10 protein-coding genes and 2 pseudogenes are annotated in these 14499 nt (G+C 58.3%); 7 read left to right on the forward strand and 5 right to left on the reverse strand.

Annotation, left to right across the window (positions count from 1 at the left end):
- Window positions 1-369: 369 nt before the first annotated feature.
- The 3 genes from ACSQ2W_RS23980 to ACSQ2W_RS23990 are packed head-to-tail and all read left to right on the forward strand — an operon-like array spanning window position 370 to window position 4515.
- Complete coding sequence (locus ACSQ2W_RS23980; RefSeq protein WP_436088632.1) at window positions 370-1026, forward strand: ABC transporter ATP-binding protein; 657 nt, start codon at window positions 370-372, stop codon at window positions 1024-1026.
- The gene (locus ACSQ2W_RS23985) at window positions 1026-3434 is read left to right on the forward strand and encodes an ABC transporter permease (RefSeq protein ID WP_436088633.1); all 2409 of its coding nucleotides are present in this window, start codon (window positions 1026-1028) and stop codon (window positions 3432-3434) included. The genes ACSQ2W_RS23980 and ACSQ2W_RS23985 overlap by 1 nt, the downstream gene beginning before the upstream one ends.
- A complete protein-coding gene (locus ACSQ2W_RS23990) occupies window positions 3424-4515 on the forward strand; it encodes a lipocalin-like domain-containing protein (protein ID WP_436088634.1) in 1092 nt (363 codons plus the stop codon). The genes ACSQ2W_RS23985 and ACSQ2W_RS23990 overlap by 11 nt, the downstream gene beginning before the upstream one ends.
- Before the next feature lie 310 nt (window positions 4516-4825).
- On the opposite strand, the gene ACSQ2W_RS23995 is transcribed toward ACSQ2W_RS23990, so the two are convergent.
- Window positions 4826-5053 carry a hypothetical protein gene (locus ACSQ2W_RS23995; RefSeq protein WP_436083223.1) on the reverse strand — a complete coding sequence of 76 codons (228 nt, stop codon included), beginning with the start codon at window positions 5051-5053 and terminating at the stop codon, window positions 4826-4828.
- Window positions 5054-5832: 779 nt separating this feature from the next.
- Between ACSQ2W_RS23995 and ACSQ2W_RS24000 the strand changes: the two genes are divergently transcribed.
- The gene (locus ACSQ2W_RS24000) at window positions 5833-6000 is read left to right on the forward strand and encodes a hypothetical protein (protein WP_436083224.1); all 168 of its coding nucleotides are present in this window, start codon (window positions 5833-5835) and stop codon (window positions 5998-6000) included.
- A gap of 811 nt (window positions 6001-6811) precedes the next feature.
- Here ACSQ2W_RS24000 and ACSQ2W_RS24005 read toward each other — a convergent pair.
- Together ACSQ2W_RS24005 and ACSQ2W_RS24010 are read right to left on the reverse strand one after the other, a co-directional pair.
- Window positions 6812-7696 (reverse strand): transglutaminase family protein, encoded by an 885-nt coding sequence (locus tag ACSQ2W_RS24005; protein ID WP_436088635.1) that lies wholly within the window; start codon window positions 7694-7696, stop codon window positions 6812-6814.
- A 323-nt stretch (window positions 7697-8019) separates the two neighbouring features.
- Window positions 8020-8289: a hypothetical protein gene (locus tag ACSQ2W_RS24010; protein WP_436088636.1), complete on the reverse strand. Its 270-nt coding sequence runs from the start codon at window positions 8287-8289 to the stop codon at window positions 8020-8022.
- A gap of 721 nt (window positions 8290-9010) precedes the next feature.
- Between ACSQ2W_RS24010 and ACSQ2W_RS24015 the strand changes: the two are divergent.
- A pseudogene (locus ACSQ2W_RS24015) lies at window positions 9011-10091 on the forward strand (IS630 family transposase).
- Window positions 10092-10196: 105 nt separating this feature from the next.
- Here ACSQ2W_RS24015 and ACSQ2W_RS24020 read toward each other — a convergent pair.
- Complete coding sequence (locus ACSQ2W_RS24020; protein WP_436088637.1) at window positions 10197-10472, reverse strand: hypothetical protein; 276 nt, start codon at window positions 10470-10472, stop codon at window positions 10197-10199.
- An 11-nt stretch (window positions 10473-10483) separates the two neighbouring features.
- Window positions 10484-11127 (reverse strand): annotated as a pseudogene (locus ACSQ2W_RS24025) (Tn3 family transposase); the annotation flags it as partial.
- Window positions 11128-12467: 1340 nt separating this feature from the next.
- Here ACSQ2W_RS24025 and groES point away from each other — a divergent pair.
- Together groES and groL are read left to right on the forward strand one after the other, a co-directional pair.
- A complete protein-coding gene (gene groES, locus ACSQ2W_RS24030; RefSeq protein WP_436088638.1) occupies window positions 12468-12764 on the forward strand; it encodes a co-chaperone GroES in 297 nt (98 codons plus the stop codon).
- Between the two features lie 59 nt (window positions 12765-12823).
- Window positions 12824-14449 (forward strand): chaperonin GroEL, encoded by a 1626-nt coding sequence (groL, locus tag ACSQ2W_RS24035; RefSeq protein ID WP_436088639.1) that lies wholly within the window; start codon window positions 12824-12826, stop codon window positions 14447-14449.
- Window positions 14450-14499: the final 50 nt, after the last annotated feature.

The following is a 14499-nucleotide window of genomic DNA, read 5'->3' on the forward strand; positions in this document are numbered from 1 at the left end:
GATCGAGTTCGTGTACTTCGCGTCTTGCACGGCGCCCAGATGTGGCCCGAAGACATCACGACGGAATAACCTCAAACCACGCTCCTCACCCTGACCAGCATCACTGCGATGCATCAATGTCCGCTGGTCGGTGGTCCAGTTCGATTCCCGTCGTGAGTCTCCCAACCGGAACGGCGTCTCCTATAAGCGGCCGCACGGTTTCACATCAATTTAGGAGCTTGTCGGCCCCCTTCAACGGTATCTCGAGCCCATAATGTCCTTGGCCGCGTCCTCGTTTTATGCTGAAGCAACATTATGGTCATGGCTTCTCAGAGTTTCGACCTTTATCGATGACGGAATTGCGTGTGATCGGGCAACGATAGGAGCTCCATGATCCTCGTGCTGCAAAGTGTTTCAAAATCCTACCAGACTGCAGAAGGTCGGCTTGAGGTTCTGCACGACGTCAACCTTTCGCTGGAGACCGGAAGAAGCCTTGCGCTGACAGGCGAGTCCGGCAGCGGAAAGAGCACGCTCCTGCATCTTGCCGCGGGCCTTGATCAACCCGATTCCGGCCGGATTGAGATCGCCGGGCAGGAGATTTCGCGGCTCGGGGATGTCGGACGCGCAGCCCTCCGCCGTTCCGTGGTCGGGCTGGTGTTTCAGCAGTTCAACCTGATCCCGTCGCTGGATGTTGCCGCGAACCTTGCCTTTCATACGCGTCTTGCCGGTCGGTACGATCCCGTGTGGCAAACGGAACTGACGGAACGGCTTGGGCTAGGTGCCCTGTTGATGCGCTATCCGGAACAGCTATCCGTCGGTCAGCAGCAGCGCGTAGCGATCGGGCGGACGCTGGCCGCACGGCCAAAACTTGTATTGGCCGACGAGCCAACCGGCAATCTGGACGAGACGACCGGCGATGCAGTTCTGGCGCTAATGCTGTCGCTGGTGGCCGAGACCGGGGCAGCCCTGCTGATGGTTACGCATTCCATGCGGCTTGCCGAACGACTGGATGCCCGCGTACACCTTCGCTCCGGACGGATTGCGTGATGTGGCGCGCCGCCATGTCTGCTTTGCTGTCCCATTGGCGGCGCCGACCGATGCAGCTGGTCATGCTGCTGATGGGCCTGTCGCTGGCGACGGCGCTGTGGTCCGGGGTTCAGGCGATCAATGCCGAAGCCCGTGCTAGCTATGATCGCGCCGCTTCAATTCTCGGCAAGGACCGGCTGGAGCAACTAGTGCACGCGGACGGCGGAGTGATCCCGCAGCACGTTTTTGTCGAACTCCGTCGGGCAGGGTGGCTGGTGTCACCCGTCATCGAGGGACAGCTACGTGTCGGCGCAACCCGGTTGCACGTGATCGGCATCGAACCGCTGAGCCTGCCGGTTGAAGCGCAGCAGGTAGATCTCGGAAGCGGCGACGGTCTGCTTCAGTTCATCATGCCGCCGGGGCTCATCTACGTTTCGCCCGAAACCGCGCGGCAGTTGTCGGGTCAACAACTGCCGCCAATACGCACTGCGGCCAATATACTGCCTGGCACCGCCATAACAGACATCGGGATTGCGCAGAGACTTCTCGAAAAGCCCCAGCAGATCAGCCGGCTGATCCTCTCCCCGGACCAGCCGGAAGACCGCACGTCACTTGCGGCAATCGCGCCTAAACTGGTGCTGAAGAAACCAGATGCGCAAGGCGATCTGGCAAGGCTAACAGACAGTTTCCATCTGAACCTGACCGCATTTGGCTTTCTTGCCTTCGCCGTCGGCCTCTTCATCGTCTATTCCGCAATCGGCCTTGCCTTCGAACAGCGCCGTCCGACCTTTCGCACACTTCGTTCGCTAGGATTATCGGCGCGCGCTCTGACCGGTCTTCTTCTGGCCGAACTCATCATGCTTGCACTGGTGGGCGGCATCGTCGGCGTGGCGATCGGCTATCTCGTGGCCTCGTTCCTCCTTCCGGGAGTCGCGGCCACCCTGCAGGGACTTTATGGTGCAAGCGTACCCGGCACGCTCACGCTGCGTCCGCAATGGTGGGTGACAGGTCTGGGGATCGCCGTGTTCGGCACGCTCGTTTCCGCTGCGCAAAGCCTTTGGCGGGTGTGGCGTATGCCATTGCTGGCGCCGGCGCAGCCGCGCGCCTGGGCGCGCGCCTCGGAAATCGCACTGCGGTTCCAGGCATTTGCGGCTCTTGGCCTGTTTGCGACGACGATCGGGCTCGGCCTGTGGGGGTCAGGGCTGGTCGTGGGGTTTTCCGTTCTTGGCGGTTTGCTGCTGGGGGCTGCGCTGCTGCTGCCTGTGGTCCTCGCGCTCTTCCTGGCTCTGATGCAGCGATGGGCATCCGGGCCTGTCGCGCAATGGTTCTGGGCCGATACACGCCAGCAGCTTCCAGGTCTTTCGCTGGCTCTGATGGCGCTGCTCCTGGCTCTCTCGGCCAATGTCGGCGTGGGCACGATGGTATCGAGCTTCCGCCTGACCTTCACCGGCTGGCTGGATCAGCGGCTGGCCGCCGAGCTTTATGTGACCGCGCGTAGCGAGATTGAGGCGCAGGCGCTTCGCGAGTGGCTCCGCCCCAAGGTGGACGCGGTGCTGCCGATCTGGAGCGTGAATGGCGTGGTCAACCAGCAACCGGCGGAAATCTACGGCATGGCGGATCATTCGACCTATCGTGACAACTGGCCACTGCTTGAGGCGCTCCCCGACGTCTGGGATCGGGTTGCGCGCGGCGAGGCCGCGCTGGTCAACGAACAGCTAGCACGCCGCGACAACCTCGTTGTCGGCGACAGGCTCCTTCTGCCCGGAGACTGGGACACTCTGTTAGCAGGCGTCTATTCCGATTACGGCAATCCGACGGGACAAGTGATCGTCGGTATCGATGCGCTGATAGCGCATTATCCGGATGTGTCGCGGCTTCGATATGGTCTGCGTCTGTCGCCGCCGGAAGCGGCGGGTCTCGCCATTGAGCTTCGCAACGCGTTCGATCTTCCGCGCCAAAATCTCGTCGATCAGGCGAGCCTGAAGCGGCGGTCGCTACAGATCTTCGAGCAGACGTTTGCCGTAACCGCCACGTTGAATGTACTAACGCTCGGCGTCGCGGGTCTGGCGATGTTCGCAAGCCTGATGACACTTTCGGGCATGCGGTTGCCGCAGCTTGCACCGATCTGGGCGATGGGGTTGACACGACGACATCTGGTTCTCCTCGAACTGGCGAGAACGATGGTTCTTGCCGTCATCACCCTGGTCGCGGCACTGCCAGTCGGTCTTGGCCTCGCCTGGGTTCTGCTTGCTATCGTCAATGTCGAGGCATTCGGATGGCGGCTGCCGATTTATCTGTTCCCCGCGGACTGGCTGCGCCTCGGCGCGCTGGCGCTTGCTGCCGCCCTGCTTTCGGCGCTAATCCCGCTGCGGCGGCTGGCTGCGATTGCGCCCTCCGACCTTCTTAAGGTGTTTGCCAATGAACGCTAAGCCTTGGCTTTTATGCCTCTGCGCCATCGCTCTCATGCTGAGCGGATTCGCCTTGCGAAGCCCGGTCAAGGCGCAAGGATTCGCCGGCCTCGGCACGACGGCGGAAGGTTTCACGGTTCCCCGGCCAGGTATCTCGTTCAGCTTCCCGGTCGATCATGGGCCGCATCCTGACTACCGCATCGAGTGGTGGTATCTGACCGCCAACCTCGAGGCGGCTGACGGCACCAAATATGGCGTGCAGTGGACGCTTTTCCGCTCGGGCCTTGTGCCCGGCGAGAAGAACGGCTGGTCGAGCCCGCAGGTCTGGATGGGGCATGCGGCGGTGACGACGCCGGAAAAGCATTACTTTGCCGAGCGCCTTTCCCGCGGCGGAACCGGACAGGCTGGCGTCACTGCCGCACCTTTCGAGGCATGGATCGACGACTGGCGGATGCAGCGCCTTTCACCGGCTTCCCCCGGTAACGTCGACGAGCTATCCGAAGCCGTGCTTCACGCCTCAGGCAAGGACTTCCGCTATGACCTCCAGCTTCAGGCTAGAGGTCCGATCGTGGCCCAGGGACAGGGCGGATATTCGGTGAAGTCTGCCGCGGGGCAAGCCAGCTATTATTACTCGCAGCCATTCTACACCGTCGACGGTATGCTCGCGCTTCCCGAAGGAGAAATCGCTGTTACCGGTCAGGCATGGTTGGATCGGGAATGGTCGTCACAGCCGCTTGCGGCGGATCAAACAGGTTGGGACTGGTTCTCGCTGCATTTCGAATCCGGCGAAAAGTTGATGGGTTTTCGACTGCGCGACAGCGGCCAAGGCTACACGTCCGCTACCTGGATTTCAGCGGATGGAAAGCCGGCGGCGCTGGCTCCGGGAGAACTCAAGGTAATACCGCTCGAAACGGCCGATGTCGCCGGGCGCAAGATCCCTATCGTATGGCGTATCGAGCTGCCATCTCTTGGGTTGGATGTGACGACGAGTGCGCTAAATCCACTGGCCTGGATGGCAACGCGGACGCCCTATTGGGAAGGACCGATCCGCTTCGAAGGCACGCATGGCGGCCGGGGCTATCTCGAAATGACTGGATATTGAGAGGCAGATCTAGTGTGTAGCCATTCTCTACCACGATCTCATCGGCAACCCCCCTTCCGTCTATGGATGGGAAAGCCTGTGCCGGGACCACGTTTGAAACGGCAGTGGCCAGCGAAAGCCCAAGGATTGCCCAAATCTTCCTTTGCGTCACCAATTTGCCTTTCGAAAAGCAAAACGGTTGAAACGTTGTTTTGTGCCGCTTCAAGACGGGGTAACGGCATCGTATCGGCGCAACCAGAAACGAGCGGACTATCGACGCTTCCAGCGCAGCTCCGTACTGTCGCCAACCGATCTGTCTGACAAGATGCCATCACGTCGCGGTTTTGGCGCTGGCGCTGATGTTTTGCATATCAAGCAAATACTGCTCAACATCTCCGTTGCATGCCTCTTTCAGTTCAGCAACGGAATAACCGGCAGCTTCTGCCTTCAGCCAAAGTGCTTTCGCTTCAAGTTGAAGATCGGCCTTTTGTTCGCGATGTTTCTGGAAGCTCACAAGTTCCGGAATTCTAGATTCCAACCATTCCTTGATGCTTTGCATGTTCCCGCTCCTATCAAGGCACAGAAACAGAGTGCAGTCCATCGAAGGCAAATCAGTTACGGCGCCCGGATCTCCTGTGATCGAATACCCGGCGCTGAGGGTGGGGAACGCTGATTTCACGACAGTTCCGCGGAGCAGCGAGGTGACAACAAAAAAGGCCGGGGCGAAACCGCACCGACCTTCCTCATTATCGCTTCTACACCAGTGCCAGTACATCCGTGGTCAAAAGTCTTAAGCGATATCCGGTCATTGCGAGCTTCCGCGAATTTAGGTGGGACGCTCAAGTAGCAATGCCGATGACCGGTATATAGGTGGCCAGTATGTTCAAAACAAGTTGGCAAGTTCGGAAGTCCTCTTACGACAAGGGCGAGTAGCTCTCTTGCTCTGGATCGTCCTTGTCGTTGCCAACGCCGAGAAGTGTGATCAACGCTTGGCGCTCGGGGCTCATCGACCCCGCATTCAGAAAAGCCTGAACGTCGGTTCGCGTTTCATGCCCCCCGGATGAGTCGTTCGCCCTGTGAAGCACGAACGTTCTCCGGGTTGCCTCGTCCGTGCCGAGGTACCACCGATCGCCGTTGGAGCTAGAAGCGAATTGCTGAAGGTTTTCCATAGTCCACATTCCCTCGTTAAGAGAGATATGGTGCAGTCGGACCGATTTGCGAGGGGAGCGATCCGTGCCGGTCCCGGCCATCCATCGCTGACCTTCAGCGCACGATCGGACAAGGCGAGACAGGAACTTCCCCGCCCATCATCAGTTATAGCCTCCAAGGAGGTATGACATGGATTACGCTACGTGGATGTTTGCACTGCTCGTTGGAACCACTGTCATCGGTTCTGCGATCGCATATGGCGTGTTTAGCAATCGCCGATGCACTTCCGAAATGAAGCCGACCAAGCAGGACAAGATCGATGAGATGGCTTGGCGAAAAGAACTGCTTCGCGAGTAGATGCCGCGCCGGCCCCCGCGCCATCGAAGCGGCTGAGCGACAATGAGAGCACGTACTTTACTCCTCGGCATTGTGGTTGGGCGTCGGCATGCTCAGCCTGCTTTTCCGCTTGGCCCTCAGGCCCTTCCCGATCGTTGCTCAGAGGCCTCGGATTTGCGCATAGGCTGGCGTCGGTAGCGATAATCACCTTTATCGCTACCGACCGTCGGACTTTATGCGCAATATGCACGCTACCCGGCCTCCGGCGCATCATTCACCGTCGTCCATGTCAGCGACCACTCGTCCTTGCTGCCTTCGTTGTGAACGTAACGGCCGTGCCCGGCGATTTCATCTCCGTGGGTACTCATTACTACCCAATGGGGTGGAGCTATCCCCGGAAGTTCCAATGTGCGAAGAACGTCCTCCAGTTCGTCCAACGTGGTGACCTTGTGGATGTCTTGACGGCCACTCGCCTTAATCGTCAAAGGCTCTGGGGCGGTTTCTTGCCAAAGCTGATTAACCTGTCCAACGGCTGCGCGATCTTTGGTCGCATCCATTTCAAGTATATTGCACCATGTCACCCCGCCTAGTTGTCTCTCTACTACTTGTCGCCCTATCTGGCGTGAGGGCATTTCGCCCGCCACAAGGCGAGATTAGCCCGTATTATCTGTCGTCAACAACATGTCCCGACGGCAAGCCTGAGAGCACGTCCCAATTCTAGATGAGCACTCTCAGCATCCGTTGGCGAAGGGAGGAACGCTGCCTCGATTATCACCCCGCTGGTCGGGATTATCATCACCGAGCCTCCGAGGAAGGAGGCTGTCGGCGGCGGCTACGCCGACGTGTCTGCAAGCGCGCTCGAAACCGAGACATCGACCCGCATTCCGTTGAAAGAACCAGGCATACCGACAAAGCTACCTGACACGGGTACGACCTGTACTATATCGCGGGCAACTGCCACGGGAATTAGATTGAAGCCGCCGACGCTTCGGTTCGTCGGATCGAAGGTGATCCAGCCCGCCCCCGGCACATAGACCTCCGCCCAAGCATGGGTGGACCCGGACAAAATCGAACCCGCTTGCTCTGTGTCAGGACTGTAGAGGTATCCGGAGACTAATCTCGCACCGAAACCAAGGCTTCGCGCCGCATCGACAAAGAGCACTGCGAAATCGCGGCAGGTTCCCCAGCCGCGATCGATCGTTTGGAGAGGCGCCTGCGTGCCTTCCTCGTCCCTGCTCTGGTATGCGATCCATCCGGTGATGCCAACGCTCAAATCCTTGAGCAGCGACAGTGTGTCTGTTCCGGGCCTGGCGACAAAGGCGGATGCCCATCTCTGTAGGCGACGGTTTGGATCCGCATAGCTCGGCACGGTCAGCGTGCCGAGATCCTGCCATTCGTCCGCCGAATGCAGGAAGGGATAGGAAGTTGCAGAGGGCGCGATCGTGACGATTGGCCAGGGCGCGGCATTGAGCTCGACTTCGCAGTCGCTTGTGACAATCAAGTGGTCGGTGAGTTGGAAAAACGAAGCGGTCGCCACAGCATTGCCGAAAACGTCGCTGGCCCATGTCAATGTTGCAGAAGGTGATATCTCGATGCTGCTCGTCTTCACCCGCACATCGCGGCTTTCCCTAGGCCGCAGCATCAGGCGGTGCGGCGAGAGGCTTACGAGCCGATCGTAAGAATAGCTCGTCACATGGTGGATGCGGATAGTTGACAAGGCACCGTTACTGCGTGTTGAGAAGATAAACCGCCAACGCGGCGACCATCTTGTCAGGGCGAATTATCCGCAGGCTTTATCCTTCATAACTTGGCTCGGTGGCGGCGGTTGGGACCCAGCTCAAATTGTCCTCCTTGGATACCCGCTCTTGCCCGAGCTCGTCGTTGCGAAGACGATATTGCGGAGAAAGATCCATTACCGGGAGAAGTGTTATTACCCGGTACGTCTGGGCCGCGACTGGGGAGAGCCCAGCTCGGCTTAGGAGCCGAACCTCTGCGCCGACTGCAAATTTGTGACGGGCCATGCCCCACCTGCCTTTCTAACTATCGTCCCTCGCCCATGCCATCACGCCGCAGCATCTCTTCGAGCGCCTCGGCATCGACCGGAAACATGCAAGAGACACGGCCGTTTTCCGGCGTCGCCGGTATGGTGATAAAAGTAGCGACCCGGCGATAGGCGAGCCAGGAAAGACCCTCAATCAATTCTTCGTCCTCGTTTACTTGATAGTCGCCAGGCGCCAGCGGAACATCGAGGCCATCCAGCGATGCCGGCGCGTTGAAATGAATGGTTCGGTGTGTCGTCCGTGTCATCATGATCGTAGGTCTCTATGCGGCCGTCTCAAACGAGGTCGCGTTGACTTGGCCCGAGATGCTGAGACTCGTGCCGCGCGCTGACAGCTTCAAGCGCTCCGAGAAACTCGCCATAACCGGTCTTCTCAAGGCAGCTTTACTGCGCCGCCTTCGTTCTCCCAAGACGCAAGCGCAGTTACGTCTTCGTGTTTCCGGCGTCTCACCGTATGTGGATAGTTCTGTGAAGCGATAGAGCCCGCAAGGATTCTACGAATGATCGCAACCTCTTCTGGACCAGTTTGTCCCTCCGAGGCCCGCATATCTGACGTGGAATAGTTTGCGCGTTTGAGAATTCGCCGCAATACGAGGCTGCCGCGGTTTGTGGTAGATGCGGCTCTCAAGGTCGGAATTTTCACCATAGCCATCCCTCAAGCGTCACATACAAGATGAAGGCAAGGCTAAACAAGGCCACGGTTCGTAAGGCCGTATCCCTATAGTCGTAGTCGCGAAGTTGTCTAAATGCGGAAGACATCACGTCCTCCCTATGTTGGGGCAGGGGGAATACCCCCGAAGCGACAGCGCCCGTATTGATAGCTGCCAGAAACGCAACAGTGCGCTTTCCTGATAACATTAGCAAACATCGAATTATATTCTGCCGGAGCCTGACAATCAGCCTAGTGGTTTGATCGAGACAAAGGAGTCCAACTAGGATTCCAATTTTTGCGCGAATATGCGACGATCCGGCATGCGCACAGGTGTCACATTTGAGGTTTCCGCTGCCGACCGGGTTCGGCTGAACGCAATTGTTTCGGCAGGCAGCTCGCCGCAAAAGCATGTGTGGCGGGCGAAGATCATCTTGATGAGCGACGCGGGTCTGGGAACGGTCGCGATCATGGAGGCGACGGCTAAGTCGAAGACCTGCGTCTGGCGTTGGCAGGAGCGCTTCATGACGGAAGGCGTAGACGGCCTTTTGCGCGACAAGAGCCGGCCGCCCGGCACTGCGCCACTTGAGGTTGATCTTGTCGACCGGGTTGTTGCTCTGACGCAGGAGCCGCCCACGCAGGAAGCCACTCACTGGACGGTTCGTGCGATGGCAAAGGCTGTGGGGATTGCGGCGTCCTCAGTCGTCAAGATCTGGCATGAGCATGGTCTCGCACCCCATCGGTGGCGCAGCTTCAAACTATCGAACGACAAGGCTTTCGCCGAGAAGCTTCACGATGTGGTCGGTCTCTACGTCTCGCCGGCCTGCCCATGCGATTGTCCTCTCCGTCGATGAGAAAAGTCAGATCCAGGCGCTGGATAGGACGCAGCCGGGTCTTCCCATGAAGAAGGGGCGTGCCGGCACGATGACCCATGATTACAAGCGCCACGGCACCACCACACTTTTCGCTGCCCTGAATGTTATCGACGGCTCCGTCATCGGCCGCAACATGCAGCGCCACCGGCATCAGGAGTTCATCCGCTTCCTCAACACGATTGAGGCTCAGTTGCCAAAAGACAAGGCGGTTCACGTCATCCTGGACAACTACGCCACACACAAACAGCCCAAAGTCCGGGCCTGGTTGGCGCGGCATCCACGCTGGACCTTCCACCTGGTTCCGACATCCTGTTCCTGGTTGAACGCCGTCGAGGGTTTCTTCGCAAAACTCACCCGTCGTCGGCTGAAGAACGGTGTCTTTCATTCGGTCGTTGATCTTCAGGCAGCCATCAACCGCTTTATCAAAGAGCACTATGAAGAGCCGAAGCCGTTCATCTGGAAAGCAGACCCTGACGACATCATCGCAGCCGCCAGACGTAGGCACCAAATGTTGGAATCAAACCACTAGCAACTTTCTCGAGGCGGATCGCCCATCCCAATCTCGACCGCAAGGTGATCGCAGCAGCGCCATTCGGCGATCCGCGACCGCGCTCCTTTCCGAACGCTGCGCACTTCACGCATCCTTCCTATTTTCGATCGCCAGTTCCATCACCAAATCCGCGACTTCGACGAGTGCCGCTGCCGCCTCTTCACGCGTCCATCCGGCGTGGATTGCTTCTTCCATGACCTGTTGGATCTTGTTCTCAATCGCTTCCTGACAATCGAGAAATCGGTCGTCGTAGTCGCCATCCTGCTTCGGGGCTTTGATCGGCTGCATGTTGGTTCCTCCGGCCGGCGACGGGACAGTGTGTGCCAATAAAAATTGCCAGCACGACATCGTCTTCCTCACGCCTGCCTTCTCTAATATACCGCAAAAGATACCGGATGTGCCGGTGAAGATAATTGTTCGGCATGCGGCCAATTCACGAGGACAAGGAGCGTATCAATCGGCCTAGCTAAAGAAACCCGTATGCGCGCCAGAAGTTCGGGCGGCACATCAAGTCCTTCGTTCCGTCGCTCTACGACTGCCCGGCCGAGATGAACGGTATTCCAGTAGATGATGACCGACGAAACCAGGTTGAGCCCGGCGATCCGATAGTGCTGGCCTTCTGTGGTGCGATCACGGATTTCACCTTGGCGACCGATGCGAAGCGCATTCTTGAGCGCATGGTAGGCCTCGCCCTTGTTGAGGCCGATCCGGGCGCGGCGCTGCATGTCCGTGTCGAGAATCCATTCGATAATGAACAGCGTGCGCTCGATGCGACCGACCTCGCGCAACGCAGCCGCCAGATCATTCTGGCGGGGGTAGGAGGCAAGCTTGCGGAGCACGGCTCGTCCTGATCTTGCCGGCCGCCATGGTGGCGGCACAACGGAACAGGTCGGGCCAGTTTGCAATGAACAGTTCGTCGCGAATTTTGCCACCGACCAGCTTGCGCAGGTCTTTGGATGTCCCTAAGGGATCGAAACACATAGAGGCGCTTCGAGGGCAGATCGCGGATGCGCAGGACCAGCCGATACCGGAAGCCGGACTCGGCGCTGCTAGTGGTCGAGCAGGCTGCTCCGACATAGGCGCGGGCGCGGTAGGTCCATCAAGAGGGCAGGAAATGGCAGGCCGGTGGCGCGATCTTTACAATATCGGAACCGCTGCTTGTAATGTAGTGCATGCGCGTGTGAAGGGGCAGTGTCCGGCGTCTGCAGGAAAATGCGGGCCAATGCCTCGATCAGGAGCAGAGTCGATGTCCACTTGCGCGGCTTGCGGGGTTGAACGGCAGTGCATCGTACTCGGTTCCTTCGTTGATTCCCACGGATTGAAGCACCGCTTTGATCTCGTGCACATGGCGTCCGGTGATTGCGAAATCGACGTCATGAAATTTCTCCTGTTGAGACAGGCCGAACGGTACGAATTTTCGTTTGTTCAGTGACCGTCGAATGCTTGATCGGGCAACACGCTACGGAGGCTGATCAGTATCAATGGCTTATTGGCTTTTTGCCAACGCGTTTCCTGCGAAAGCCCTTAGTTCGTCATACAACGCCTCGACGGTGACGGCAGCGAGGTCGGCTGATGCCGCGTAGCCTTGCGAAGCAATGGCAGTTTCGCTCCTGATATTCGACCAATGCCACAACCCCTTGAACCGTGGTCGTGGCTCCAGAAATATCCGCCCGATCAGGACCTCTCCGTCGAAGCCGATGAAATCATTTTCCGGAGAGAGCTCCAGCGGCCGCCATTGATATCGTGGTCGCGTAATTTCAGATGATCTCACAGGCGTTATCTCCCCGGCTGGGCCGCGGCCGCTGGGCTTCTTGGTACAAACCCGCGCACGTTTAGTCGCCCGCGGACGTCTTCGCATCCGGAAACTTCGTGGTGTCGGGTTTGCCCGGCGCAGGGGCAGGGGGTTGCTTCTTCTCCTCAGCTTCAGTCTTTGGGCGAAACTTAATCATCAATGATCCTTTGGTCGCGCTTCAGGAAACTGACGGCGCGCTTCGTCACATGTGAATTGGGGCCGTAAAAGGAAGATCAGCCGAACAAATTCTCTAGAAATATGCCTCGTGTAGCGCCAGATAGGCGCCAAGCATCAAGGACAACGCCAATGTCCACTTGATGAGAAAAAGCACATAGTCAAAGTGATAAATGGAATCGAAGAACGATTTCATTGGAGGCCTCCCGTATTAATCGGATAGCCGCGTCTAGATAGCATACTAAACCGGGTCGATGTTTTAAATATTTGGCTAAACGGGATTATCATTGTCGCCTGCTGCCGAATGATTGCTAGCACTCTGAGGTAGAGAGTGCTACAGTATTCTATGGGAGAAGCCATTCGGCTACGATCCCGCTAAGGAACCCAAAATGGCTGATACCAAATTTCGTCCGCTGCACGATCGCGTCGTCGTGCGCCGTATCGAGGCTGAAGCAAAGACCAAGGGCGGCATCCTCATTCCGGATACCGCCAAGGAAAAGCCGCAGGAAGGCGAAATCGTTGCCGTCGGCACCGGCACCCGTGACGACAAGGGCGCTCTCATCGCTCTCGACGTCAAGGCTGGCGACCGCGTTCTGTTCGGCAAGTGGTCGGGCACCGAAGTCAAGCTCAACGGCGAAGACCTTCTGATCATGAAGGAAGCCGACATCATGGGCGTCATCGGCTGATAGCCGGTCGTTTTCTGTCCCTTTATAAACCATTGGGCGTCACGCCCGGGAGTTCTTCAATGGCTGCCAAACAAATCAAATTCGGTCGAGACGCGCGCGAAAAGATGCTGCGTGGCATCGACATCCTCGCTGACGCCGTCAAGATAACGCTCGGCCCGAAGGGCCGCAATGTCATCATCGACAAGGCCTATGGTGCACCACGCATCACCAAGGATGGTGTAACTGTCGCCAAAGAAATCGAGATTGACGACAAGTTCGAGAACATGGGCGCCCAGATGGTCCGCGAAGTTGCTTCGAAGACCAACGACATCGCCGGCGACGGCACCACGACTGCAACGGTTCTCGCCCAGGCGATCGTTCGCGAAGGCACAAAGGCTGTTGCCGCAGGCATGAACCCGATGGACCTCAAGCGCGGCATCGACCTTGCAGTGACAGAAGTGGTCAAGGGTCTTGTCGCGAAGGCCAAGAAGATCAGCACTTCGGAAGAAGTTGCCCAGGTCGGCACGATCTCTGCCAATGGCGAAACGGAAATCGGCCAGTACATCGCTGACGCGATGCAGAAGGTCGGCAATGAAGGCGTCATCACGGTTGAAGAAGCCAAGACCGCCGAGACCGAACTCGAAGTCGTCGAAGGCATGCAGTTCGACCGTGGCTATCTCAGCCCTTACTTCGTCACCAATGCCGAGAAAATGGTTGCTGAACTGGAGGACGTCTACATCCTTCTGCATGAGAAGAAGCTCTCCAACCTGCAGGCCATGCTTCCGGTTCTCGAAGCCGTCGTTCAGACCGGCAAGCCGCTCCTGATCATCTCGGAAGACGTCGAAGGCGAAGCGCTTGCGACCCTCGTCGTCAACAAGCTGCGTGGCGGCCTGAAGATCGCTGCCGTCAAGGCTCCGGGCTTCGGCGATCGCCGCAAGGCCATGTTGGAAGACATCGCGATCCTGACCGGTGGCCAGGTCATTTCCGAAGACATCGGCATCAAGCTCGAAAACGTCACGCTCGAAATGCTCGGTCGCGTCAAGAAGGTGACGATCACCAAAGAGAACACCATCCTCGTCGATGGCGCTGGCAAGAAGCCGGAGATTGACGGCCGCGTTGCCCAGATCAAGGGTCAGATCGAAGAAACCACCTCCGACTACGACAAGGAAAAGCTGCAGGAGCGCCTGGCCAAGCTTTCGGGCGGCGTTGCGGTCATCCGCGTCGGCGGTGCGACTGAAATCGAAGTCAAGGAAAAGAAGGACCGTATCGACGACGCGCTGAATGCGACACGCGCTGCGGTCGAAGAGGGTATCGTTCCCGGCGGCGGCACGGCGCTTCTGCGTGCCTCGATCGTTCTCGACATCAAGGGTGCGAACGACGACCAGACGGCCGGTATCAACATCGTCCGTAAGGCGCTTCAGTCTCTGGTTCGCCAGATCGCCGAGAACGCCGGTGACGAAGGTTCGATCGTGGTCGGCAAGATCCTCGAAAGCGACACCGACAACTACGGCTACAATGCCCAGACCGGCGAATATGGCGACATGATCGCCATGGGTATCGTCGATCCGGTCAAGGTCGTTCGCACCGCTCTGCAGAACGCAGCTTCGGTTGCCGGTCTGCTCGTCACCACCGAAGCCATGATTGCAGAACTTCCGAAGAAGGAATCTGCTGGCGGCGGCATGCCCGACATGGGCGGCATGATGTAACGGGTTTCATTTCGGAACCACGGTCGTCATTCGATGCGAAGAGGGATCCG

Origin of the sequence: Pararhizobium sp. LjRoot255, from assembly GCF_964252905.1 — a bacterium.
Taxonomy (GTDB): Bacteria; Pseudomonadota; Alphaproteobacteria; order Rhizobiales; family Rhizobiaceae; genus Pararhizobium.

What these genes read in the sequence shown, in the direction of transcription:
- groES (WP_436088638.1), top strand. Translation starts at nt 12,468, where the DNA reads ATGGCTGATACCAAATTTCGTCCGCTGCACGATCGCGTCGTCGTGCGC.
- ACSQ2W_RS23990 (WP_436088634.1), top strand. Translation starts at nt 3,424, where the DNA reads ATGAACGCTAAGCCTTGGCTTTTATGCCTCTGCGCCATCGCTCTCATG.
- ACSQ2W_RS23985 (WP_436088633.1), top strand. Translation starts at nt 1,026, where the DNA reads ATGTGGCGCGCCGCCATGTCTGCTTTGCTGTCCCATTGGCGGCGCCGA.
- ACSQ2W_RS24010 (WP_436088636.1), bottom strand. Translation starts at nt 8,289, where the DNA reads ATGATGACACGGACGACACACCGAACCATTCATTTCAACGCGCCGGCA.
- ACSQ2W_RS23995 (WP_436083223.1), bottom strand. Translation starts at nt 5,053, where the DNA reads ATGCAAAGCATCAAGGAATGGTTGGAATCTAGAATTCCGGAACTTGTG.
- ACSQ2W_RS23980 (WP_436088632.1), top strand. Translation starts at nt 370, where the DNA reads ATGATCCTCGTGCTGCAAAGTGTTTCAAAATCCTACCAGACTGCAGAA.
- ACSQ2W_RS24000 (WP_436083224.1), top strand. Translation starts at nt 5,833, where the DNA reads ATGGATTACGCTACGTGGATGTTTGCACTGCTCGTTGGAACCACTGTC.
- groL (WP_436088639.1), top strand. Translation starts at nt 12,824, where the DNA reads ATGGCTGCCAAACAAATCAAATTCGGTCGAGACGCGCGCGAAAAGATG.